19 protein-coding genes are annotated in these 24,260 nt (G+C 62.1%); 15 read left to right on the top strand and 4 right to left on the bottom strand.

The genetic code is table 11. The features are described 5' to 3' along the window. Positions 1 to 391 precede the first annotated feature (391 nt). From CDA63_RS14945 to trmB, 8 genes are all read left to right on the top strand, one after another. Positions 392 to 3,565: a tetratricopeptide repeat protein gene (locus CDA63_RS14945; protein ID WP_088465266.1), complete on the top strand. Its 3,174-nt coding sequence runs from the start codon at positions 392 to 394 to the stop codon at positions 3,563 to 3,565. 217 nt (positions 3,566 to 3,782) lie between these two features. Then, entirely contained in the window at positions 3,783 to 5,477 is a 1,695-nt protein-coding gene (locus CDA63_RS14940; protein ID WP_088465265.1) for a porin family protein, read from the top strand. Between the two features lie 204 nt (positions 5,478 to 5,681). Beyond that, entirely contained in the window at positions 5,682 to 6,929 is a 1,248-nt protein-coding gene (locus CDA63_RS14935) for an HU domain-containing protein (RefSeq protein WP_088465264.1), read from the top strand. Positions 6,930 to 7,168: 239 nt separating this feature from the next. Then, positions 7,169 to 7,903, top strand: a complete 735-nt coding sequence (locus CDA63_RS14930) for a MotA/TolQ/ExbB proton channel family protein (protein ID WP_088465263.1) — start codon at positions 7,169 to 7,171, stop codon at positions 7,901 to 7,903. Positions 7,904 to 8,008: 105 nt separating this feature from the next. Further along, positions 8,009 to 8,413, top strand: coding sequence for an ExbD/TolR family protein (locus CDA63_RS14925; RefSeq protein WP_088465262.1), 405 nt, complete (start codon positions 8,009 to 8,011; stop codon positions 8,411 to 8,413). 115 nt (positions 8,414 to 8,528) lie between these two features. Beyond that, positions 8,529 to 9,407: a hypothetical protein gene (locus CDA63_RS14920; RefSeq protein WP_088465261.1), complete on the top strand. Its 879-nt coding sequence runs from the start codon at positions 8,529 to 8,531 to the stop codon at positions 9,405 to 9,407. A 132-nt stretch (positions 9,408 to 9,539) separates the two neighbouring features. Next, on the top strand, positions 9,540 to 10,841 hold the full coding sequence (locus CDA63_RS14915) for a bifunctional folylpolyglutamate synthase/dihydrofolate synthase (protein WP_088465260.1): 1,302 nt from the start codon (positions 9,540 to 9,542) through the stop codon (positions 10,839 to 10,841). 131 nt (positions 10,842 to 10,972) lie between these two features. Further along, complete coding sequence (gene trmB / locus CDA63_RS14910; RefSeq protein WP_088465259.1) at positions 10,973 to 11,635, top strand: tRNA (guanosine(46)-N7)-methyltransferase TrmB; 663 nt, start codon at positions 10,973 to 10,975, stop codon at positions 11,633 to 11,635. A gap of 83 nt (positions 11,636 to 11,718) precedes the next feature. On the opposite strand, the gene CDA63_RS14905 is transcribed toward trmB, so the two are convergent. Beyond that, the gene (locus CDA63_RS14905; RefSeq protein WP_126546885.1) at positions 11,719 to 12,339 is read right to left on the bottom strand and encodes a beta/alpha barrel domain-containing protein; all 621 of its coding nucleotides are present in this window, start codon (positions 12,337 to 12,339) and stop codon (positions 11,719 to 11,721) included. Positions 12,340 to 12,510: 171 nt separating this feature from the next. Here CDA63_RS14905 and mnmA point away from each other — a divergent pair, with 171 nt between their 5' ends. The 3 genes from mnmA (at position 12,511) to CDA63_RS14890 (ending at position 16,328) form a co-directional block, all read left to right on the top strand. After that, entirely contained in the window at positions 12,511 to 13,653 is a 1,143-nt protein-coding gene (gene mnmA, locus CDA63_RS14900; protein ID WP_126546884.1) for a tRNA 2-thiouridine(34) synthase MnmA, read from the top strand. Between the two features lie 84 nt (positions 13,654 to 13,737). Next, entirely contained in the window at positions 13,738 to 14,499 is a 762-nt protein-coding gene (locus CDA63_RS14895) for a hypothetical protein (protein ID WP_126546883.1), read from the top strand. A 131-nt stretch (positions 14,500 to 14,630) separates the two neighbouring features. Next, positions 14,631 to 16,328, top strand: coding sequence for a S8 family serine peptidase (locus CDA63_RS14890; protein ID WP_088465256.1), 1,698 nt, complete (start codon positions 14,631 to 14,633; stop codon positions 16,326 to 16,328). 166 nt (positions 16,329 to 16,494) lie between these two features. Here CDA63_RS14890 and CDA63_RS14885 read toward each other — a convergent pair whose 3' ends face one another. Continuing rightward, positions 16,495 to 17,244: a dienelactone hydrolase family protein gene (locus CDA63_RS14885; RefSeq protein ID WP_088465255.1), complete on the bottom strand. Its 750-nt coding sequence runs from the start codon at positions 17,242 to 17,244 to the stop codon at positions 16,495 to 16,497. Positions 17,245 to 17,474: 230 nt separating this feature from the next. Between CDA63_RS14885 and CDA63_RS14880 the strand changes: the two genes are divergently transcribed. The 3 genes from CDA63_RS14880 (at position 17,475) to CDA63_RS14870 (ending at position 21,378) form a co-directional block, all read left to right on the top strand. Continuing rightward, on the top strand, positions 17,475 to 17,786 hold the full coding sequence (locus tag CDA63_RS14880; RefSeq protein ID WP_088465254.1) for a hypothetical protein: 312 nt from the start codon (positions 17,475 to 17,477) through the stop codon (positions 17,784 to 17,786). A gap of 312 nt (positions 17,787 to 18,098) precedes the next feature. Continuing rightward, positions 18,099 to 18,797 carry a ribulose-phosphate 3-epimerase gene (rpe, locus tag CDA63_RS14875; protein ID WP_088465253.1) on the top strand — a complete coding sequence of 233 codons (699 nt, stop codon included), beginning with the start codon at positions 18,099 to 18,101 and terminating at the stop codon, positions 18,795 to 18,797. 10 nt (positions 18,798 to 18,807) lie between these two features. Next, positions 18,808 to 21,378: a TonB-dependent receptor gene (locus tag CDA63_RS14870; protein WP_088465252.1), complete on the top strand. Its 2,571-nt coding sequence runs from the start codon at positions 18,808 to 18,810 to the stop codon at positions 21,376 to 21,378. A gap of 62 nt (positions 21,379 to 21,440) precedes the next feature. Here the strand turns inward: CDA63_RS14870 and CDA63_RS14865 are convergent, their stop codons facing one another. Further along, positions 21,441 to 22,235: a sterol desaturase family protein gene (locus CDA63_RS14865; RefSeq protein WP_317044055.1), complete on the bottom strand. Its 795-nt coding sequence runs from the start codon at positions 22,233 to 22,235 to the stop codon at positions 21,441 to 21,443. Positions 22,236 to 22,305: 70 nt separating this feature from the next. After that, positions 22,306 to 22,872 carry a Crp/Fnr family transcriptional regulator gene (locus CDA63_RS14860; protein ID WP_088465251.1) on the bottom strand — a complete coding sequence of 189 codons (567 nt, stop codon included), beginning with the start codon at positions 22,870 to 22,872 and terminating at the stop codon, positions 22,306 to 22,308. A 351-nt stretch (positions 22,873 to 23,223) separates the two neighbouring features. Here CDA63_RS14860 and CDA63_RS14855 point away from each other — a divergent pair, with 351 nt between their 5' ends. Then, positions 23,224 to 24,222: a glycosyltransferase family 2 protein gene (locus CDA63_RS14855; protein WP_088465250.1), complete on the top strand. Its 999-nt coding sequence runs from the start codon at positions 23,224 to 23,226 to the stop codon at positions 24,220 to 24,222. The last annotated feature ends 38 nt before the right edge of the window (positions 24,223 to 24,260 follow it).

Genomic DNA, 24,260 nt, shown 5'->3' with positions numbered 1-24,260 from the left:
CCTATATATAAATATTTTGCGTAAAAAGGCCGAATAAAAGGAATAAATATGAATATTATGTTGTTGCTTCACCATATCCAGTAGTTATTTAGTAGACGAGTCAACCCTATGGACATGTACTTAATAAACTACTAATTCAGACTGCCACATAATTATGTGCAGTCAACTACATCATGTTGGTGAAATTTAGTTGAAAGAAGCAGCGGAGGTTCGTACGATGGAGGCGAAGCACAGCTGACTTACTGTTGGCACACACCAAACCCGTCCCGCTAGCGTTAAAAACGCACCTAAAGCTCATTCCGGGGTAACCCCGCCCGAACTTTTCGCTACTTTTGGATTCCTCCCAACGCCGCTGGCGGCGCTTGGGGCTCCTCCGCGCAACGACTCTTAGATGAACCTATTCCCCCGTCTGGCGCTGGCCGCCACCCTGAGCGCCGCCGCCCCGCTGGCCGCCCTGGCCCAGCAAACGCAGGTGTTTACCAATGATGAACGCTTTTTCCAGGAAGGCCTGGAGCTGTTTGATAAAGGCCAGTACGGGGCCGCCCAGCAGGCGTTCCGCCAGTTCCAAAGCCTGACCGAGCGCCGCACCGGTGTGCTGGCCCCCGGCCGCCTCGCCGACGCCGAGTACTACGACGCCGTGGCTGGCCTCTACCTGTTCCACCCCGATGCCGAAGACCGCATCCTGGGCTTTGCCACCGACCACCCGACTCATCCCAAGGCTACCCAGGCTTACTTCGAGCTGGGCAAGTTCTACTTCAACAAGAAGGACTACGCCCGGGCCATCGACTACCTCCAGAAGGTGGGGCCCGACAACCTGAGCGAGGACCAGCGGGCCGAATCGGAGTTCAAGCTTGGCTACAGCTACTTCGCCCAGAAGGAGTTCGACAAGGCTCGCCTGCAGTTCGACCGCAACAAGGCCAGCAACCACCAGTACCGCTACGCCAGCTCCTACTATGCCGGCTACCTGGCCTACCGGGCCGGCGACTTTGCCGGGGCCCGCAAGGACTTGGCCGTGGCCGAGCAGAACGACGCCTACAAGCCCGTAGTGCCGGCCGTGATGAGCCAGATTTACTACAAGGAGGGCGACTACGACGGGTTGATTGCCTATGCCACGCCCGTGCTGCAACAGACGCCGCCACCCCAGAGCGCCGACGAAATTCAGCTGCTGGTGGGCGATGCCTATTACCAGAAGGAAGATTTTAAGGAGGCGGCCGGCTACTTCGATAAGTACGCCGCCGGCCGCAAGAAGATTGAGCCCGAGGTGCAGTACAAGGTGGGCTACGCCAACTTCCGGCAGGGCGACTACAAGGGCGCCATCGGTAGCTTCAAGAGCGTGGCCGCCCGCCGCGACTCGCTGGGCCAGAATGCAGCTTACCATTTGGGCCTGAGCTACCTGAAAACCAATCAGAAGCAGCTAGCCCTAAACTCGTTCGGGGCTGCCCGCCAGCTCACCTTCGATAAGGTCATCACCGAAAACGCCACGCTCAAGTATGCGCAGGTGAACTACGAACTCGGCAACGGCCCCGAAACCATTGCCGCGTTGCGCGACTTCCAGAAACGGTTTCCGCGCTCCAAAAACCAGCCGGCCGTTGATGACTTACTAAGCGAGAGTTTTCTCAACTCCTCCGACTACGCCCAGGCGCTCAACTACCTCGACAAGCTCGACGACCGCAGTGCCAAACTCAACGCCACCTACCAGCGCGTAGCCTACCTGCAAGCCGCCACGCTCTACAACGACAACCGCTACCAGGACGCGCTGCCGCTGCTCGACAAGAGCCTCAAATACCCCGAAGACGATGCGCTGCGGGCCGCCGCCCAGGTGCTGAAGGGCGATATTTACTCTTTCGGCCAGCAGTACCCGCCCGCTATAACGGCCTACACCGCCGCCGCCCGCACCAGCCGCCGCCGGGGCGCCTCGGAAACCGACTACGACCAGCAGGCCCGCTACGGGTTGGGCTACGCCTACTACAACACCAAGGACTACGACCGCGCCCGCCAGCAGTTCCAGGCCTGGCTGAGCGACTCCGACGCCAAGCCCGCCGACGCCAACTATTACGACGTGACCCTACGCCTGGGCGACTTGGCTTACCTGGCCAAGCAGTATCCCCAGGCCCTGGAGCAGTACGAGAAGGTGATTCGGGCCAACGCCGGCGACAAGGATTACGCCTACTACCAGAAAAGCGTGGTGCTGGGCCTCATGGGCCGCCGCGACGAGGCCGCCGCCACCCTGAGCACCCTGCTCAAAACCAGCCCCACCTCCCGCTACGCCGACGACGCGGTGTATCAGCAGGCCCAGCTCGACTACGAGGCGGGTTCGTTCCAAGCTGCCGTCGATGGGTTTTCGCGGCTTATCGCCAACCGGCCCAACTCGCCGCTTGTACCCCTGGCCCTGCAGAAGCGGGGCGTGGCCTACCAGAACCTGAGTCAGCACGACAAGGCGGCCGACGACTTCAAACGGGTGCTGAGCCAGTTTCCGCGTACCAAGTCGGCTCAGAGCGCTATTTACAGTCTGCAGGAAAGCTTGAGCGCCCAGGGTAAAACCGAGGAGTTCGACCAGTACCTGGCTCAGTTCCGCCAGCAGAACCCCGACAGCAAGGCTGCCGAGAGCGTGGAGTTTGAGGCGGCCAAGTCGCTGTATTTGGCCGAGAAGTATGCTCAGGCTATTCCGCGTCTCGAAACCTACCTCAAGCAGTACCCCAGCACCGTACTGGCTGCTGATGGCCGCTACTTCCTGGCTGATTCCTACCTGCGCGAAGGCCGCAAGGCCGAGGCACTTACCCGCCTGAAAGCGGTGGCCGAGGAAAACAAAAGCGAGTTCGTGAACCGGGCCATCGGCCGGGTGGCCGACTTGGAGTTTGAAAACAAGAACTACCCCGAAGCCGCCAAGTACTACGCCCGCCTGCGGGAAGTGTCGCAAAACAAGCGCGAGGTGGCCAACGCTGGTATCGGGCTGCTGAAAAGCTCCTACGAGGCCGGCGACCTGGGCACTACCCGCCGAGTAGCCGAGGAGCTGCTCGCCCAGGGCGGGGCCGCGCTAAACGCCACCAACCTGGCCCTGCTGTATCTGGGCAAGGCCAGCCAGAAGGCCGGCAACCTCGACCTGGCCGTTACCGAGCTCACTGCCGCCGCCACCAAGGCCAAGGACGAGAGCGGGGCCGAAGCCCAGTACCTGCTGGCCCAGACGCTGTTCCAGCAGAAAAAGTATCCCGAAGCCCTCGATGCCGCCTATAAGAGCAACGCCGATTTCGCTGGCTACGACCTCTGGCTGGGCCGGGCCTTTTTGCTGATTGCCGATACCTACAAGGAGCAGAACGAAATATTCCAGGCCCGGGCCACGCTCAATTCCATCATCGACAACAAATTCCCGGTGCCCGAAATCGTGGCCGGGGCCAAGCAGCGCCTCGCTACATTGCCCGCCGACGGCACCACCGCAACGCCCGTCACGCCTGCCCCGGCTGGCAAGACGCCCGCTAAAACCACCAAGTCCAAAACCCCGATCCGCAGCTCGCTGGTGCCGGCCACCGATTCCACGGCCAGCCCCAGCACGGTCCCGCGGGAAGAGTAGGACGACGGGCTGCTTCGCTCCGGACCGCCGGCCCCAACCAGGGCGGCTACCGGCCGGCGAAGCAGTCCTCAGTTCCGTTGGCCACTTCTTCAGTAACGGTTGAATTCGGCCGACACATTAATCTAATAATCAGCATTAAATAGGGGAGAGGCGTAGCTGATCTGAACTATCGGTAGAACGAAAATTCAGGCTCCTGAGCCCCCCAGCCCCATACCCAATGACAAACAAACTCCTGGCCGCCGCCGTCCTGCTGACCGCCGCCCCGGCCACTGCCGCCTGGGCCCAGACGACGCCGACCCGCGGCAAGATTGAGGACGCCGAAATCGAGATTGTGAAGGAGCGGGTGAACGAGCTGCCCACTGCCACGCGCAACTTCGAGAAGGTGAAAATTGAGGCCCCGGCCAAAACGCCCGCACCCCTGAGCTACACCTACCCCGACTTCCGGCTGCCCGCCGACAAGCTCAACCCGGCTGTGCGGGTGCTCACCATCCGGCAGGAGGAGTTGCCCGAACTCACCGGCAACTACCTCAAGGCCGGCATCGGCAACTACGGCACGGCCTACGGGCGCGCCTATCTGCACAGCACCCGCTCGGAGCGCGGCAGCTACGGCCTCGATTTCAAGCACCTCTCCTCCAGCCGCGGACCCGTGGACAAGGACAATTCGCGCCAGAGCCAAACTAGCTTGGGCCTGAGCGGCGAAACCTACAACGGCCCGCTGGTGCTAGGAGCCAAGGTGGATCTGGGCCGGGAGCGGTACAATTTTTACGGCTACGACCGCAACGTGCCCGATCTGCCCAAGGCCGACAGCCTCAAGCAGGTGTTCAAGCGAGCTGGCCTGAAGGTGTACGCCCGCAACCGGGCCCGCGACGCCGCTTTCCAGTACGATCTGGGCCTGGGCTACAACTACTGGTCCGATGCGTTTGCGGCCAGCGAGAGCAACGTGTACGCCACGCTGCGCTCCAACTACCGCCTCGGCGAAACCAACCGCGTGCGCGTCGATGGCGACGTGTCGTTTATTTCCCATAAGGATTCGGTAACCGACCGCCGGCCCTTCGTGCAGGTGACGCCGGCCTTCGAAACGACCCTGAACCGCTTGGCCCTCTCGGTAGGGGCCACATTGGGCTACACTGGCGACACCATCAACAACGCCCGGCAGTTCAACATTTACCCCGCCGTACGGGCCGCCTACACCGTTACCGAAGACAAGCTGGTGGCATACGCCGGCCTGGGCGGAGCCATTCAGCGCGTCACGATGTACGACCTGACCACCGAAAACCCCTGGCTGGCCCCCAACGTGCGCGTCGCCGACACCCGCCGCGGGCCCACGGTGTACTTCGGCTTCAACGCCACGCCCGCCCGCGCCCTGTCGGTAAACGCCCGCGTGACGCTTTCCAACGACCGTAACCTGTACTTCTACAACAACTCGCGCCGCGACTCCACCAAGTTCGAACTGGTCTATGATCAGAAGTCGACCCAGCTCGTGAACGTCCACGGCGAGGTGCTCTACAACGCCGCCGAGAAGCTGCGCCTGGGCCTAAAGGCCGATTACAACGGCTACAACGTGAAAACGCTGGCCGAAGCCTTCCACCGGCCGTCTTTCCAATCAACGCTCTTCGGCTCGTATAATTTCTACGAGAAGCTGCTGGTCGGGGCCGAGCTCTACACCTACAGTTCCAGCTACGGCGCCGGCTACGCGCCCCGTTTCCCCGGCTCGCCCGACCGCACGGGCCGCCAGCTCGTGCGCCCCACCGACACGGTTATCGACCTAAACCTGCGCGGCGACTACCGCCTGATGGACAACCTGTCCATCTTCGCGATGGGCAACAACCTGCTGGGCCGCGATAACGCCCGCTTCCTCAACTACCCGGTGAAAGGTATTAACGTGCTGGCCGGGGTCACGTATCAGTTTTAATTTTTGATCAGTAGAACGGTGAATGAGCGGTAGAAAAGCAGTGGGGCAATAGCCTTGCTGCGTGATGATGAAGAAGCTGATGGACGCCCATTGGAGGAGCAAGGCCAACTGCCCAGCGCCTTTACCGATGCCGGATAACAGCCGTTTTTCGTACATTTCCGCTTCTGCTACCGTTCTTACCGCTACTTCCGCCTCCCTTCGCCTATGCTCGCCGACCATATCCGGACCCTACTGCAGGACCACGATTGCGTGATTATCCCCGATTTCGGAGGACTGATTGCTGATTATGCGCCGGCCCGCATCCACCCGGTGCGCCACACGCTGGCCCCGCCGGCCAAGCGCGTGGCCTTCAACCAGAGCCTGACCCGCAACGACGGCCTGCTGGTAGACGCGCTGAGCGCGAAGCTAAACCTGAGCACGAGCCAGGCCCGGCAAATGGTGCTGGAGGCCGTGCAGCGCATGAACCAGGAGCTGGAAGCTGGCCGCCGTACAGACTTAAACGGCGTGGGCACCTTCCGGCAGGCGCCCGGCCGCGGCCTGGAGTTCGAGTACACCGGCTCCGAGAACCTGCTCGGGGCAAGCTTCGGGCTGCCCGAATTGGTATCGCGCCCCGTGCGGGCAACTGATGCAATGCTGGCCCGTGAGCGGCCCGCGCCCGGCCCGCAATTGCGCGGCCGCACCAGCCGGGCCGCCTGGACCTGGCGCACGCTGGGCATTGCTACCATCGTGGGCCTGGTATTGTCGGCCGATTATATGTTTGCCGACATGCAGGGCTACCTGCCCAACGCCCTGCGCCTGCCGCAGCTGAACGTGGCCTCGGCCTCCGCCCCGCGCCAGCAAGCCAGCCTAAGTAGCGCCGCCACCACCCGCACCCAGTCGCCGGCTGAAGTTCCGGCCGCTGTAACGGAAACCGATTGGGACACAGCAGCACCCGCTGCGGCCCCAACGGCTGCTTTACCGGAAACTACCACCCCAGCGGCCGCCGCGCCCGTAGCTTTGCAGCCCGCCGCGAAAACTGTGGTAGTGCCCGCGCTGAAACCCGTGGTAGCTACCGTAGTACCGGCCGCCGCCATCAAGCCCGCCATCAAGGCAGTTGCCACCGCCGACCAGGGTACGCGCAAGCCCGCTGCTAAACCCGCTGCCAAGCCCAAGCCCCCGGGCTGGGAAAAAGCGGCCGCTACCAATGCAACCTCCGTGGCCTCGGCGGCGACCATTAACAGTCGCACGGGCCGTTACTACGTGATTGCCGGTTCCTACACCAGCTTGGTTAACGCCGAGAAGGGCCGGCAGGCGTTGCTACGCTTGGGCCATCCGGCCCGCGTAATTCTGCCTGCGCCCGGCAGCCGCCAGTTCATGCTGTCGGCCGCCGACTTCCCCGACCGCACCTCAGCCGACCGCCAGGCTAACATCCTGCGCAAGCGCATGGGCGATTTGTGGATCAAGCAGTATTAAGTTTAAGGCGTAGTTGCTAGTGCGTCGTAAGCCATTCCGGGCCCCGAAAGAATTGTAATGCTAGCTAAATAAGGTAGCTGCCGGAGTAGATGAATAGGCTTTCGGCCTTTTCTCCCATCCGACAGCACGCTTTCTTCCTTAGCATGACGTTTTTTCTCAAACCCGGAAAACGCCCGTAGCCCGCCCTAGCAACCAGGTACAAAAACAAGCACCACCAACGAAGCACTACGAACCCCTGCATGACCCTTCTGTCTTTGTTTTTGCAACTCCAGGTCGGCGACCCTACGGCGACTCCGGCTGGCTCGCCTGCCGCTGCCGACTCGGCCGTAACGGCCGCCAACCAAGCCGTAGCGCAGGCCTCGGGCCTCTCTCTGATTGACTTGATTTTTGCCGGGGGCTGGATTATGGTGCCGCTGTTTCTGCTGCTGTTCCTGACGGTCTACATCATGATTGAGCGCTACCTCACCATCCGCAAGGCGGGGGCGGTGCCCGAATCGTTCATGCCCGGCATCGGCAACCTCATGGTAAAGGGCGATTTGCAGGGTGCCAAAATGCTCTGCGCTCAGAACCCAACGCCCCTGGCCCGCATGATTGAGAAGGGCATCCGCCGGGTGGGTCTGCCGCTGAACGAAATCGAAACCAGCGTGGAAAACGTCGGTAAAATCGAAATCGCCCGCCTCGAAAAGAACATCAACGTGCTCGGCATTGTGGCCGGTATCGCGCCCATGCTCGGCTTCGTGGGTACCATCATCGGGGTAATTAAGATTTTCTACGCCATCAGCTCGACCGGCGACTTCGGTATTGCCCAGATTTCGGGTGGTCTGTACACCAAAATGGTAACCTCGGCTGCCGGCCTCATCATCGGCATCATCGCCCACATAGGCTACCATTGGCTCAGCATCATGGTCGAGCGCATGGTCTTCCGCATGGAGCACTCGGCCGTCGAGTTCATGGATATCCTGCAGGATAATTAGTGAATGAGTGACTCGGTGAATGAGTGAATGACGTTCCTCTTTCTATTCATTTACCGAGCTAGTCAACCCCTCATTCACCGAGTCACTCATTCACTCATTCACCGCATGAATCTCAGCCGGCGCCGTAAAATATCTTCCCACGTCGAGACCAGCTCGATGAACGACATCATGTTCTTTCTGATGCTGTTCTTCCTGATTGTGTCGACGATGGTGAACCCGAACGTGATTAAGCTCATGCTGCCCAATGCCCGCTCGGGTAAGCAGGCCATGAAGCAGCCCATCACCATTTCGGTAGACGCGGCCGGTACCTACTTCCTTGACCGCACCCCCATTACGCCCACCGAGCTGGAGCCCGAGCTGGCCCGCCGCATCCAGGGCCTGGAAAGCCCCACAGCAGTGTTGCGCGTCGATGCCTCGCTGAATGTGCAGAAGCTGGTCGATATCCTCGAAATTGGCAACCGGCTCAAAATCAAAATGGTAATGGCCACCCAGGCCCAACAGGGAAAATAGATTGGTTTTTGGTGATTGGTTTTTTGTTGTTGGTCGTTGTGAAAAAACAGTCAGTCAAGCCAGGAAAACAAAAGCCAAAAGCCAAAAACCCTTTACCATAAACTAAAAACCAACCATGGAATACCGCGAAGAACACCGGCGCGAGGCCTTGCTTGGAACCGTGATTTTTCACGTGGCCCTGGCCGTGCTGTTCTTTTTCGCTGTTTTCAAGGGTCCCGACCCACCACTGGAAACGTTGGGCGGCGACGGCGTAGAGCTCAACTACGGGGTAGATGAAGTGGGTTCGGGCGACATCCAGAGCCAGGCCCCGGCCAACGAATCCAAGAACCGCGAGGACAGCCGTCCGCCCGCTGCCCGGCCCGACCCCACGCCGCCTCAGCCCACCGCCCAGGCCACGCCTACGCCGCCCACCGAGCAGCGCCTAGTAACCAGCGAGGCCGAGGAAAGCCCGGTTTCGGTACCGCCCACGCCCAAAACTGCTCCGCCCCGGGAGGAAGTAAAACCCGAGCCCGTGCGCCCCAAGGTAGACCAGCGGGCCGTGTTCACGCCCCGCGCCAACCGCGCCGACGGCGGCGGCAACGGTGTGAACGGCACCAGCAACGCGCCCACCGGTAACAACAATGGCGACGACAAGGGTGCCGTCGGCGACAAGGGCGACCCCCGCGGCACCTACGACGGCAAAGCTTACTCGGGCGAGCCCGGCAGCGGGGGCAGCGGCAGCAGCCCCGGCAGCGGTGGCCTCGAAATGAGCGGCTGGGCGGCCGTTAACACGCCGCGTCCCGCACTCGTCGACAATAGCTCGGGCTTTGTGAAGTATAAGATCCGCATCAGCCCCGATGGCGACATTGAGGCCATCACCAAGGTGTCGGGTAATGTGTCGCCGGCCCAGGACCGGGTTTGTAGAGATGCGCTGGAGAAGGTGGAGTTCCGGCGCACCAGCGCGGCCGAGGGGGGCGCCACCGGCTTCTACACGTTCCGCTTCACGGTACGGTAGGGTTCTGAGCTGTTAGTTGAGAGCCACTAGCTGTTGGCTTTCGTTCTGCTTTACTCTGGCCCTAAGCGGCTACTTGCGCTGTTTGAGCTGTTAGCTAACAGCTAGTAGCTCTCAGCTAACAGCTCAAATAAAATGACCTACCAGCAAACCCTCGACTTCCTGTACGCCCAGCTGCCCATGTTCCAGCGGGTGGGGGCGGCGGGCTACAAGCCGGGCCTGCAGCGCACCGAGGCGCTGGCTGCCGCTACCGGCCACCCCGAGCGGCAGTTTCGGAGCGTGCACGTGGCCGGCACCAACGGCAAGGGCAGCTCCAGCCACCTAGTGGCGGCGGTGCTGCAGGCGGCCGGCTACCGGGTCGGCCTTTATACCTCGCCCCACCTCAAGGAATTCACCGAACGGATTCGCCTGAACGGGCAGCCGCTGGAGCCGGCGTTTCTGGTGGAGTGGGTGGCGCAGTGGCGCGGGTTGTTCGCGGAAGTAGAGGCCTCGTTTTTCGAGATGTGCGTGGCCCTGGCTTTCGACTATTTCGCCCAGCAGCAAGTGGATGTGGCCGTGGTGGAAGTGGGCCTTGGGGGGCGGCTCGACTCCACCAATATCCTGCAGCCGCTCGTTTCGCTCATCACCAACATCAGCCTCGACCACCAGGCGCTGCTCGGCGAAACGTTGCCGCTGATTGCCGCCGAAAAAGCCGGCATCATCAAGCCTGGAACCCCGGCCATCATCAGCCAGACCCAACCCGAAGTAACGGCCGTGTTCACCCAGAAGGCCCGGCAGGAGGGAGCCCCGCTGCTCTTCGCCGACGAGCACTACCGCGCCGAGCTGCTGCGCGAGCCGGCCCCCGACGAGGCCAGCCAACTATTGCGCCTCTGGCACGATGGCGCGGTGCTGCTCGATGAGGTGGAGTTGGGCTTGGTGGGCGACTACCAGCGCCTGAACCTGCCTGGCGTGCTGGCCACGGTGGCCGAGTTGCGCCGCCAGGGCTTCGTGCTTACGGAAGCCCACTTGCGCGCAGGCTTACGCGAGGTTACGCGCCTGACCGGCCTGCGGGGCCGCTGGAGCATTCTGGGCCGCCGGCCGCTGATGATTTGCGACACGGGCCACAACGAGGCGGGCATCCGGTTTATCGTGGACCAACTGGCCCGTTTGCCGAAGCAGCAGCTGCACTTCGTGCTGGGCGTGGTGCAAGACAAAGACGTGAGCAAGATGCTGGCCCTGCTACCCCAGGATGCCACTTACTATTTCTGCCAGGCCACCATTCCGCGGGCATTGCCTGCCGCCGAGCTGGCCCGGCAGGCCACCGCCTTGGGCCTGCGCGGCCAACCCTACGGCCCGGTGCCAGCCGCCGTGGCCGCCGCCCGCGCCGCCGCCGGCCCTGAGGATGTCGTGTTCATCGGGGGTAGTACCTTCGTGGTGGCCGAAATTGAAGAGCTGTAGGCACTGGTTTTGGGTGGCTGGGTTATGGCTTTTAGCCCGTGAAGCCAGCCCCACAAACGCAACCAAAGCAAACTGAGCGGGCACGTTCAGCGGCAACCAAAAACTAATAACCACCGACCAATAGCCGACAAGTGAGCAGAAGTAAACAACGGCGCTTTGCCGCCAACGCCGAGCAGGCCTCTATCGTGGAGCCCGGCAAGGATACCTACCAGCAATTACGCGGCCGCTGGCACGTCGATTTTTTCGAAAACCAGCACCCCATAACGCTCGAAGTGGGCTGCGGCAAGGGCGAGTACACCGTGGGCCTGGCCCAGCGTTACCCCGACCGCAACTTTCTGGGCCTCGACATCAAGGGCGACCGAATCTGGAAGGGTAGCAGCCGGGCCCTGGAAATGGGCCTGACCAACGTGGGCTGGCTCCGCACCAAGGCCCACGAGCTGGCCGAGCATTTCGGCCCTGGCGAGTTGCACGAAATCTGGATTACCTTCCCCGACCCGCGCCCCCGCGACCGAGACATCAAGCGCCGCCTCACGTACCCGCGCTTCCTCGACCTCTACCAGCAGGTGCTGCGCCCCGGCGGCCGGCTCCACCTCAAAACCGACAACGAGGACCTGTTCGATTACTCCCTCGAAACGGTGCAGCAGCGCCCCGGTGCCACCGTGCTGGCCCACACTAAAGACCTCTACGCCACGCCCGAGCTGCTGCCCCACGCCGAAGACATCCAGACTACCTTCGAGCGAAAATACCGCGAATTAGGCGTGCCCATCAAGTATCTGCAGTTCCAGCTGAGCTGATAATGAAGCCGTTTGGAAAGCACCCGGAATTAATCAGAACGAGATGCTTCGGCAAGCTCAGCATGACGTTCTGATTAGTTCACCTATTCCTCCAGCTGCTCGAATACGGCTTCCATTTCGTCGAAGTCGCGCAGGCCGGGCTTGATTTCGTCGCCGCCTTCCAGCACAATGCCGGCGGGGCGAAGTTGCTCGACGTAGGCGCGCAGGGCGGTTGGGGCAAAACCTGCGCCCAGCCATAACGGATAAGCACGAGCCTGTTCCGTAAGACGGTTGATTTCGGCGGGCTTGGGCAGGGGAGTGGGCGGAGAAGCCAGCACGAAGCCCAGGTAGTGCGGGGCCAGATCCTCGAAGCGGCGGGTGACGTCTTCGGGTAGCATATCAAGCACCCAGGCGAAGAGATAAAAGGCTGGGACCGTAAGTTGAGCCAGCTCCTGAGCTGGGCGGGCGCGGTGCAACAACACGGCATGCAGGCCGCATTCCAACACGAGGGCGTTGATGTCGGCCACGGGCAGCGTGTCGAACTCGCCTACCAGCTGCACACCCGACACCCAGCCGCTAAGTTCTTTAACCACGGCGGGCGTCAGGTGGTCGGCAAAAGCCGGATCTAGGCGGAACGTGAGCGAATCGGCGCCCATGCCGGCGCAGTAGCGGGCGTCGGAAAGGTTATTGATGCCGCGCACCATCACGGGAACAAGTAAGGCCATTTGTGAATGAGTGACTCGGTGAATGAGGGAACCGGATAAGCGGCAAAGATACGCTCATCCTAAACTTGCCGGTATCCGGTTCCCTCATTTACCGAGTCACTCATTCACCGAAAGCGTATCTTTGCCGCTTCGGCCGGAACCTTTCACGCTCCGGGCGCAATTGCAACACATATGAACACAACGAAAGGACGGGTGCTGGTAGCCATGAGCGGCGGCATCGACAGCTCGGTGGCAGCCGTGATGCTGCACGAGCAAGGGTATGAGGTGGTCGGCATGACCATGAAAACCTGGGATTACGCTTCGGCGGGTGGCTCTAAAAAAGAAACCGGCTGCTGCTCGCTCGATAGCATCAACGACGCCCGCCAGATTGCCGTGGACCTGGGCTTCCCGCATTATATCATCGATATTCGCGAAGAATTCGGCGACTTTGTCATCAGCAATTTCACCGAGGAATACCTGGCCGGGCGCACGCCCAACCCCTGCGTGCTCTGCAACACCCACATCAAGTGGGATGCCCTGCTGCGCCGGGCCGACCAGCTGGGCTGCGAGTTCATCGCCACCGGCCACTACGCCCAGGTGCGCCACGAAGACGGCCGTTACATTATCAGCAAGGGCATCGATGACAACAAGGACCAGAGCTACGCGCTCTGGGGCGTGAGCCAGGAGAGCCTGGCCCGCACGCTGTTCCCATTGGGCGAGTTGCGCAAAACGGCCATCTACGACTTCGCTCGCGAGCGGGGCTTCACCGAGCTGGTGAACAAACCCGAGAGCTACGAAATCTGCTTCATCCCCGACAACGATTACCGCGGTTTCCTGCGGCGGCGGGTGCCGGGCCTGGAGGCGCGCGTGGCCGGCGGCGAGTTCGTGCTACGCGATGGCACGGTCATCGGCAAGCACGAGGGGTATCCGTTTTACACGATAGGGCAGCGTAAGGGCCTGGGCGTGGCCTTGGGCTTCCCGGCCTACGTAACGGCCATCGACCCGGAAACCAACCGCGTAACGCTGGGCAATTTCGACGACCTGGCCAGCACCCGCACGGTGGTGGGCAAGCTGAATATGGGCAAATTCGCCTCTTTGGAAGGACGCGGTTTGGTGCCGAGTACCACCAAAATCCGCTACAACCACGACGGCTCCCCGGCTTTCCTGGAGCAGTTGGGCGATAAAATATACGTGTACTTCGAGGAAGCCGTGCACGCCGTAACGCCCGGCCAGGCCGCCGTGTTCTACGACGGGCAGGACGTAATCGGGGGCGGCTGGATTGAGCGCCACACCATCGGGGAAATCCCCGAACCGCTGGCCGAGCTGTCTGCGTAGGTAAGCAGCCGTTGCGGGGCGTTGGGTCCGGCAACGGCTACTTTTCTTCTTTAAGCGTTAAGCTGATTATTCGTTTTACCTGCTATGATGAACATACGATACTCCTGCGCTGGCCTAGCCCGCACCACGCGCGCTATATGCGCTACGGGGTTGCTACTGGCCGGCCTGGCCGGTTGCCAGAACACCACCGAAACACCGGCCCCGCTGCCCGACTATTACCCGCTGGCGGCGAATAGTTACCGCATCTACGATGTGGCCGACACCACCTGGCGCAACGACGTGCCCACGGCCAGCCGCTTCCAGTTTCGCGAGCAGGTGGCGGGCGAACCCACCACCGACGCCACCGGCCAACAGGTGTACCAGGTAGTTCGGTCGCGTCGGGCCAAGGCCGCCGACGCCTGGCGGGTCGATTCGGTGCTCACCGTGACGGTAGCCCCGCTCAGCGTGACCGAGCAATTCAACAACCGCCGCACCGTCGTGCTGGTGCAGCCGGCCAAAGAGGGTAAGAGCTGGAGCTTCAACGCCTTCAACGGTCTGGACTCGGTGCGGGCCGTAACGCGCTTTTACCAGCAGGTAGATCAACCCTTCAGCATCGTGCGCGACGGCAAAACCTACCGCTACGAGAATACCGTCACGACGGCCAACGACTTCAACAACAGCCTCAACTCGGTGAACGCGGCCTATATTGCCACCCAGCGCACCACCTTCGCGGCCGGTGTGGGTCCGGTGTACCGCGTCAGCCGCCGCTTCGACAACGACTGCTCGGGCGCTGCCGGCTGCCGGCTGCCCTTTTTCCGGCGTATCGGCCAATCGCGTAGCGAGGTGCTGATTGAAAGCGGGAAATAGAACCCTGTATCAGGAGCGCCAAGAGGGCTGGTAGCGTACGCTGCCGGCCCTCTTGGCGCTCCGGCGCTGCCTCATCCGTTCTGTCGGCTTCTGTGCGTATCTTCCGCTCTCCCAATTTTGCCTTCTCACCAATGACTGCTTTTCGCTGTTTTCTTACCGCCGGACTTAGTGCGCTGCTAGCTCTGCCGGCTGCCGCCGGTGCGGGCCCCGGCCATCCATCGGCTACGACGGCCACTGTGCGCAAGCACTTGGTTTATTTCAAGGATAAGGCCGGCACGCCGTTCAGCGTTGCGCAGCCCGATGCCTTCCTGTCGGGGCGGGCCTTGCAGCGGCGGCAGCGCCAGCAGATTGCCGTGTTGCCCCGCGACTTGCCGGTTAGCCCGGCCTACGTGCAGCAGGTGAAGGCCGTGGCCGGGGTGCAGTACTGGTACAGCTCGCGGTGGTTCAATGCCGCCATCGTAGCCTGCGACTCGGCCACGCTGCTTAAAGTGCAGGCGCTGCCCTTCGTGCGCTCGGCCCAGACGCTCAACCGCGCCCAGCTTGGCACTGCCACCCAACCCAAAACGGAGTTGCCCGCCGCCGCCGACCAAGTGGCCGGCACCCGCAGCCAGTACGGCAAAGCCTACGCCCAGGCCCAGCAGGTGGGCGCGGTGCAAATGCACGACGCCGGTTTCCGGGGCGAAGGCATGCAGATTGCCGTCTTCGACGCCGGCTTCCCGGGCGTGAATACGGCTTCCGTGTTTGCCTCACTGCGCCAGGATGGCCGGTTGCTCAACACGTTCAACGTGGTCGAGAAGAGCACCGATGTGTTCCAGCGCGACAGCCACGGCACCAACTGTCTGGGCATTATCGGGGGCGACGAGCCGGACCGCTACCAGGGCACGGCCCCCAAGGCCGCATTTCGCCTCTTCATCACCGAAGATCAACCCTCCGAACACCCGGTAGAGGAAGCCAACTGGCTGGTGGCGGCCGAGTACGCCGACTCGGCCGGGGTGGACATTATCAGCTCCTCGCTGGGCTACAATACCTTCGACGCGCCCTCGGCCAGCTATTCCTACGCCGATATGAACGGGCGCACGGCTATTTCGACCCGTGCTGCCACGGTGGCCGCCCGGGTGGGCATGGTAGTAGTGAACTCGGCCGGCAACGAGGGCAACAGCAACTGGCGCTACATCGTGGCTCCGGCCGATGCCGACTCCATCATGACGGTGGGCGCGGCCGATTCTCTGGCCTTTGTGGCCGGCTTCAGCTCCCGCGGCCCCACGGCCGATGGCCGGCTCAAGCCCAACGTGTCGGCCATGGGCGTGGCCACGGCCATCGTTACGGCCGGTGGGGCCATTACTCGGGGCAATGGCACTTCCTACTCGTGCCCGGTGGTGGCGGGGCTGGTGGCGGGCTTCTGGCAGGCCAACCCCCGCCTCACGGCCCAGCAGGTTATCAGTTTGCTGGAACGCTCCGGCTCGCTGAGCACCAACCCTAACAACGACCTGGGTTATGGGATACCCAACTTCGCCCGGGCCTACAACCTGGCTAACCCCGGGGCTCCGCTGGCCACCCGTGCGCCGCTGAGCCGCCCCGATTTTTTCGTGTACCCTAACCCAATTCAGGGCGCCGACAACCTGTATTTGCAGCTAGACGCGGGTTTCCGCGCCGCGCCGCTGGAAGTGCGCATGTTTAACGCCCGCGGGGCCCTGGTGGCTCAACAGCGGATAGCGGCCACGGCGGCCGGTACCGTGCGGCTGGATGCGGCGGATCTGCGCCCGGGCGTATTTACCTGCCTCGTCAGCAACGGCCGCGAGCAGCGCTTGGTACGCTTCGTGAAGCTGTAACCGGCTCCCGTCAAACCCAACGAGCGGCCGCCCCCGATAGGAACGGTCGCTCGTTGGGTTTGACGGGAGCTGCCCGGTAAAGACCTCGCCCTAAATCTGGTAGGTCATTCCTCGGCGGGTGATGGTGGGGCAAAAATTAATGCCCGGGCCTTGCTGCCGACGGTAATTACCGACCCAGCTTGTCCTGCAGGAAGGCTAGGGTCAGCGCCCAGGCCTCGGCCGCGGCGGCTGGGTTGTAGCTGCCGCGGGCGTCGCAGTGGAAGCCGTGGTCGGCATCGGAAATAACCGTGTTGATGTAGGGTTGGCCGGCCGCGTCGAGGGCGGCCGTTACCTGCTGCCGGTGCTCCGGGCTGATGTGCTCATCGAGCCCGCCCCAGAAAAACAGGTGCGGGGCATGCAGGTCGGGGGCCATAGCCGTGCGCGTGTGCAGCCCTCCGCCGTAGTACGATACGCCCGCCGAGAGCGGCAGCACCGCGTTGGCCACGAACGAGACCTGCCCGCCGAGGCAGAAGCCCAGGGACCCGATCCGGTCCGGGCGCACGTTGGGCTGGCCCTGGAGCCAGTCGTAGGCCGCCTGGGCGTCGTGGGTCATAGTTTCGGGAGTCACGGCCTGGTAGTGGGCCATCACGCTGGGAAAGTCGTCGTAGGAGAATTCCTGGCCCGGCTCGGCGGTGCGGTGGAACAGTTCGGGCGCTACTACCACGTAGCCAGCAGCGGCCAGCCGGTCGGCTACGCTGCGGATGTAGGCATTGACGCCAAAGGCTTCCTGAAACAAAATAATGCCGGGCGCGGCGGCGACCCCTGGGGCCGGGCCACGTAGGCGTGCAGTTCGGTGCCGTCGGCAACGGGCAGTACAACGGAGTGGGTGGTGGTATCCATAAGCAGCAGTAAAAGGGGAGTAGTTGAGTGCCGACAACTACAAGCGCAACCGGATGTTTCGCCCGGCAGGGCGAAAGGGCTACGCGGACGGGCACAACAGCAACTATGATAGCTAATGAAATTAGTTTTGATGATGCGAGTATTGTTAGTAATTTGGCATTGCTTTCCGGCTGCCGTATGTTGTCAGCCGAGGCCTGGTTAGCCGGGCAATAAGGCGCAACCGTTTACTATACAGCTCACCCTTCTTTTTCTTCTCCTATGCTACAGATGATGGTTTCCAAGCGCCTGGGGCGCCGCCAGTTTCACTTCACGGTCCAGGGCGCTACTTTCCACGAAACAGTGGCCGAGTATGATCGGCTCAGCTTCCCCGACGTGGCCAAGTGTGGCCTCTGTGGCTCCGACAACCTCGACCTGACCGCCCGCGAGGCCCAGGGCAAGTTCAAATATACCAGCCTCAAGTGCCTCGACTGTCGCGGTGATGTGACTTTCGGCAAGCGCCAGGACGACGACCAGACCGTATTCCTGCGCAAAACCGAAGACGGCAAGCTCGACTGGCGGGCCTACGAGAAGCCGGCTTAGCTCAATTGGCAGGTAACATTGTCATGCTGAGCGGAGCCGAAGCATCTCTACCGCAATGCTAATCACTGTTCCAGCAAAGCGGTAGAGATGCTTCGGCTCCGCTCAGCATGACGTGCTGTTTTGCTCCTTCGCGCCGCTGCCCGAGACATCTGACTCCGGGCAGCGGCGTGTTTTTTTTCCGCCTTTTGTAACTGGCGCCCGGTTCGGCATACCAAGCCGGCCGGCCGGGCGTTGGGCAGGGGTAGGGCCGAGCCGGGTAACTTCCCGGGTGCCGGTTGCCATCAAGCCATTGCTAACGCGTACTTTCGCGCTATGAACCCGACGCACCGCAAAGCCCCGCTGCTGGCTCCCTCACTTCTCGCCGCCGACTTCGGCAACCTGCAAGCCGAAACTGAGCGGCTGGCCAGCTCCGCCGCCGACTGGCTGCACTTCGACGTCATGGACGGCCGGTTCGTGCCCAACATCTCGTTCGGCATTCCGGTACTCGAAGCCGTGCACCGCTACGCCAAGCAGCCCATCGACGTGCATCTGATGATAGCGGAGCCCCAGCACTACCTGAGTGCCTTCCGCGACGCGGGTGCCAGCATCCTGACGGTACATTACGAGGCCTGCACCCATTTGCACCGTGTTATTCAGCAGATCAAGCAGCTTGGCTGCCGGGCCGGGGTGGCCCTCAACCCCCACACGCCGGTGAGCATGCTCGAAGACGTGGCCGCCGACCTCGACGTGGTGCTGGTGATGTCGGTAAACCCGGGTTTTGGGGGGCAGAGCTTCATTCCGAATACCTTGCGCAAGGTGGCCCAGCTCAAGGAACTGCTCGTGGATAGCGGCTCCCAGGCCCTGATTGAGGTGGACGGGGGCGTCACGCTCGACAACGCGCCCGCTTTGGTGGCGGCCGGGGCCGATGTGCTGGTAGCAGGCTCGTTCGTGTTCAAGAACGGCGACCCGGTGGGCACGCTGGCCCGGATGCGCGCCGAGCTGGCCCCGGAAGCACTCGAACCCAACAACTAACCCTGCGCGGATGCTGCTACCTCTCCGCGTTTCGGCCCGCTTGTGGCTGCGTTTACTGACTGGGCCGGCCCCGGCCACCGCGGCGCTCCTGCTGCTGGCTTCCGGTCCGGTACTGGCCCAAACCACGCGGGTAACCGTGGCGGGCACCGTGCGCGATGCCGCCGGCCAGCCCCTTGAGCAGGTAACCGTGGGCGTGGAAGGCCAGCCCGGCGGCACGAGCACTGACGAGCAGGGCCGCTTTTCGTTGCCCGTAACGCGGCCCGCTGCCGGCGCCGCCGCGCCCGTGCTGGTGTTGCGCCGCCTCGGCTTTCGCCCCGAACGGCTCCCGCTCAACCTCAACCAGCCAATTCGCCCGCTGGCCGTAACGCTCCAGGACGATGCCAGCGGCCGGGCCCTCAACAACGTGACCGTGCGGGGCCGCACCGACGCCGCCGACACCCGCGAGCAGGTCAGCATCATGCAGCTGGAACCGCGCACGGCCAAGGAAATTCCCTCGCCCTTCGGCGACTTCTCGGCCATCCTCAAAACGCTGCCCGGCGTGGCCAGCACCAACGAGCTGACCAGTACCTACTCGGTGCGGGGCGGCAACTATGAGGAAAACCTGATCTACGTGAACGGCTTCGAGGTGTACCGGCCGTTTCTGGTGACTACGGCCCAGCAGGAAGGCCTGAGCTTCGTGAACCCCGATCTGGTGAACACGATAGAGTTTTCGACGGGCGGCTGGCAGCCTAAGTACGGCGACAAACTCTCGTCGGTGCTCAACATTGAGTACAAGCGGCCCAGCACGTTCGGGGCCTCGGCCACGGCCAGTCTGGTGGGCGGCACAGCCCACGTGGAGGCGGCCTCACCCAACCGCCGCGTCAGTTACCTGGCCGGGGTGCGCTACAAGAACGCCACCTACGTGTTCAACTCGCTCCAGCAGGCCCAGGGTGGCTATAATCCCACGTTCTACGACGGCCAGAGCCTGATTACCTTTCATCTCGGGCCCCAAGGCAACGAGGAACGCACGTCGGTGGGCGTGTTCAATACCTTCGCCCACAACGATTTTCGCTTCAACCCCGAAAGCGGCCAAAGCTCGTTCAGCACCGGCACCAACCAACTCTCGCGCCTTTACATTGCCTATGAAGGGCGGGAGCGGATGCAGTACGACACCTACCAGGGCGGACTGAGCCTGAGCCATCTGGTGCGGCCCAACCTGCGGCTGGAGCTGCTGGGCGGGCTGCTGTACTCGCGCGAGTTTGAATACCGCGACGTGGAAGCGGGCTACAGCATCGCCCAGATTAACCGCGACCAGGACTCGCCCGACTTCGGTACCGATATCAACCGCCGGGGCGTGGGTACGCTCTTCAAGCACTCGCGTAACTCGCTCGAAGCCCGCATTGCCACGCTCGAAACCCGCGGCACCTGGACGCCGGGCTACCGCAGCACCGTGCGATGGGGCCTGAAGGCGGGCCGGGAGCAGATCCAGGACGCGCTCAACGAGTACAGCTTCGTCGATTCGGCCGACTACGTACCCGAAGCCCGCCGCACCCGGCTGGTGTCGGACCTGGATCTGAGCAGCACCCGCACCCAGGGCTACGTGCAGCACACGCTCCGCTTCGACTCGCTGCGCACGCTCACCTACGGGGCCCGCCTGAGCTACTGGACGGTGAACGGGCAGACCACGTTCAGCCCAAGAGTGCAGTATGCGTTTCGGGCCCGTGGCAACCCGCGGCTGAGCTGGAAGGCGGCGGTGGGTGTCTACCACCAGCCGCCGTTTTACCGGGAGCTGCGCTACCAGGCGGCCGTGGCAGGCAACCCGCAGGTGCAGGAGGGCGTGCTCAACCTCGATTTGCAGGCCCAGCGCGCGTTGCACTTCATTGTGGGCAACGAGCTGCGCTTTACGAGCTGGGGCCGGCCGTTCCGGTTTACTGGCGAGGCCTATTATAAGTACCTGACCGATGTGGTGCCCTACGACATCGACAACGTGCGCCTGCGCTACCTGGCCAACAACAACGCCAAGGCCTACGCCGCCGGCCTCGACGCGAGGGTGAGCGGCGAGTTTATCCCTGGCACCGAATCGTGGTTTAGCCTGGGCCTGCTCACGACCCGCGAAAACCTGACCGGCGACTCGCTCAACGTCTTCGACCAAACGACCGGACAGCTCATCGGCCGCGAGCCGAAGGGCTACATCCGCCGTCCTTCCGACCAGCGCCTGAACCTGGGCGTTTTCCTGCAGGACAACCTGCCCGGCGACCCGTCGGTGAAGGGCTACGTGAACTTGATATTCGGCACCGGCTTGCCCTTCAGCCCGCCCGGCCTGCCCGATTTGCGCGGCACCAGCAAGCTCACGCGCTCCTACAAACGGGCCGATCTGGGCTTCACTAAAGTGCTGAGTTTACGCTCGGCCGCCGAACGCACCGCCAGCGGCCGCACCGTGCAGCTCCAGACGCTGTGGATGAGCCTGGAAGTGCTCAACGTGCTCGGGGCCGACAACCTGGCCGGCTACAACTACATCCAGGACCTGAACGGCTTGACCTACAGCATCCCCAACTTTCTGAGCCGCCGCTTGGTCAACCTGCGCATCATCGCGCGGTTTTAGAAAAGAAGTGAGAAATAAGAGGTGAGAAGTGAGCTGGATGGCCACACCAGCCGTACCCTTTCTCACTTCTCCTCCGCATGCACGTCCTTAAATAGGAGCATGTCGGTGAGGCGCTCTTCCATTTCGGGGTCAAAGCCGCAGGTGGCCTCGAAAGTGGCGGGGTTGCGGTAGGTGCCGAACAGGTAGTCCCAGACAACCAGGTCGCCGTAGTTGTGGCTGTGCTGCTGGTACTGGTGATGGACGCGGTGCATTTCGGGCCGTTGGAATACATAGCCCACCCAGCGGGGCGTGCGCACGTTGGTGTGGTAGAAAAACTCACCCAGCGCCGTGCAGAGCGTGTACACGGCCCCGGCCGCCGGGCTCAGCCCCAGCACAGTGTACACCAGCAACCCGCCCAACAGCGAATTGACAGTCATTTCGAGCGGGTGCTTGTAGAAGGACGTGATGACTTCGAGGCGGCGGGGGCTGTGATGAATCTGGTGGAAGTGCAGCCACAGGAAGTCCTGGGTATGGCGCCAGCGGTGCCACCAGTAGAAAATGAACGTGGCCACCACGTAGGCCAGCGCCCCGCCCGCCACCGGCCCCAGGTGCCGCGACACGTGCAGCAGCGAATACGCCGAAAACCACTTTTCCCAACTCAGGCCCGCCACTACGACTACCAGCAGCTGCGCCCCATTAATAAGCAGCACCCGCAGCGGCCAGGTGGCCACCTGCGGCAGCTTCCAGCCGGGCACCACGCGCTCCAGCACGAAGCAAAATACAAAGGCCGCCAAAATAATTACCAGCATCGGCGGGGCACCGAATTTGGGCAAGGCGACGCCGCAGTCCAACAGCGGCAGCAAAAATAACGACTTCATCGGAGCAGGGTTAAAGGTAAAACCATGCTCCAAAGGTGCGGGCGCTGGCGGCCGAAATGCTTGATATATGTCAAGAACGGCGGGCGCGCAGGCGGCTTAGGGTTTCGGCAGTGAGGCCCAGGTGGGAGGCCAGCAGCTTGAGCGGCACACGTTGCAGTATATCTGAAAAATCTTGGAGGAGCCGCTCGTAGCGCTCGGCGGCCGGTAGCATCCGCAGGTGCAGGGCGCGCTGCTCGCTGAGCACGTAGTAGCGCTCAGTAAGCACCCGGCCGATGAAGTTGAACACCGGAAACTGCTGGTAGAGCGCCTGCACCTGCGCATGGCTCAACGACCATAGTCGGCAGTCTTCCAAGGCATTCAAGTATTCGTGGGACGGTTGGCGGGAGAAAAAGCTAAGGATGGATACCACGAAATTCCCCTCCGGCATAAACCACGACGTCACCTCCCGGCCTTCTTTCAAATAGTAACTCCGTAGCAGCCCGGTTTCCAGGAAATATAGCCGTTGCGCCACGCTACCCGGTGCCAGTAGGTTCGTGTGGGCCGGCACTATTTCCGGCCGCACCAAACGGCGCAACTCGGCCTCCAGCTCTGGTGACAGCGGATGAATAGCGCGGCATGCCGTCAGCAAAGATTCCATGTGAGCCAAGATAAACCATAAAAAACAGCCGCTGCCCAAAGCAACGGCCGTCACCCGCTGCTCACTTTATTCATTGAGGGAGAGGCTCTATAAAGAGTGTCAGCAGGTAGATTAAGCCTGGTCCTGGCAACTACTCTCTAGCGTACCCGCAATCATTATTTTGTGATTTAAATAATTATATTTAGTATTATAGCAGGTATAAATTGTCATGCACCACAATTTAGCTGATCCAGATTGGTGAAGCAAAAGAAGCTCGCTTTCTTACTTCCGGCCTTCCGTTGCCCTCAGATCCTTGCTGGCAATTGGCTTGTTGCCAGTAGTTTCCATCTATTTTGTCTGTTGGTCCATCCTATGTTCAACCCGTATCCGCCGCTCATATCCGTCATTTTGCCGGTTTACAACCAGGAGAAGTTTGTGGCCGAAACCATCGAGAGCGTGCTGAGCCAGCACTTCACCGATTTCGAACTGCTGTTGCACGACGACGGGTCGAGCGATGGGTCGGCGGCCATCATCCGCAATTATGCGGGCCGCGACGCGCGCATCCGGGCCAGCTATGGGCCTAATGCGGGGCGGTGCGCCGCGACGAACCAGTTGGTGGAGCAGGCGCGGGGGGAGTGGTGCGCGTTTCTGGATGCCGATGATGTGATGCTGCCCGAGCGGCTGGGCACGCAGCTGGCCTACCACCAGGCCCACGCGGAGGTGGACGCCAGCAGCTGCCACTGCCACTACATCGACGAGCAGGGCCGGTATATGGGGGTGCAGCGCTACGGGGGCCTGCGCACGGCGGCGGAAGGGCGGCAGGCGCTGGCGCGAGGCGAGACGGTGCTGGTGGCTTTTACGGGGCTCATGCTCAGCCGGGGCGTGTACGGGCGCAGCGGGGGCCTGCACAACCGCTTCTGGCCCTGCGACGACATGGAGTTCTTCAACCGCTTGCTAGAACAAGGCTACTCGCTGGTCATTCTGGAGCAAGTGCTTATGCGCTACCGCATTCACACGGCCTCCATCACGACGAGCGACCCGAGCAAGATGTACGACATGATCGACTACACCGTGCATTGCATCAGCCGGCGGCGAGTGGGGTCGGCAGGAGAGGCGCAAATTTCCTTTGGGGAGTTCATGGCCATGCGGCAGCGCGATGCCTGGTGGGTGAAGGCCAAGCGGCAGCGTTACCGTTATGCGAATGTGTTGCAGCGCGAAGTTGGTTTTTACCTCAATACGAGGGACTATTTCAGTTTCAGTTGGCGGTTAGTCACTGTGCTGCTGCTCTCCCCGAGGTTAACATTGAGTGTCATTTTTAGCGGCCTATCGAAACGTATTTCGTTGGGGGCCAGCGTTTCTTCCTTTTCCTGATTTTCTATGCCGCCGCTCATATCCGTCATTTTGCCGGT

Source organism: Hymenobacter amundsenii (assembly GCF_002204745.1).
Classification (GTDB): domain Bacteria; phylum Bacteroidota; class Bacteroidia; order Cytophagales; family Hymenobacteraceae; genus Hymenobacter; species Hymenobacter amundsenii.
The sequence above is the reverse complement of the archived record's forward strand: the minus strand, read 5'-3'. Positions and strand labels throughout refer to the sequence as shown.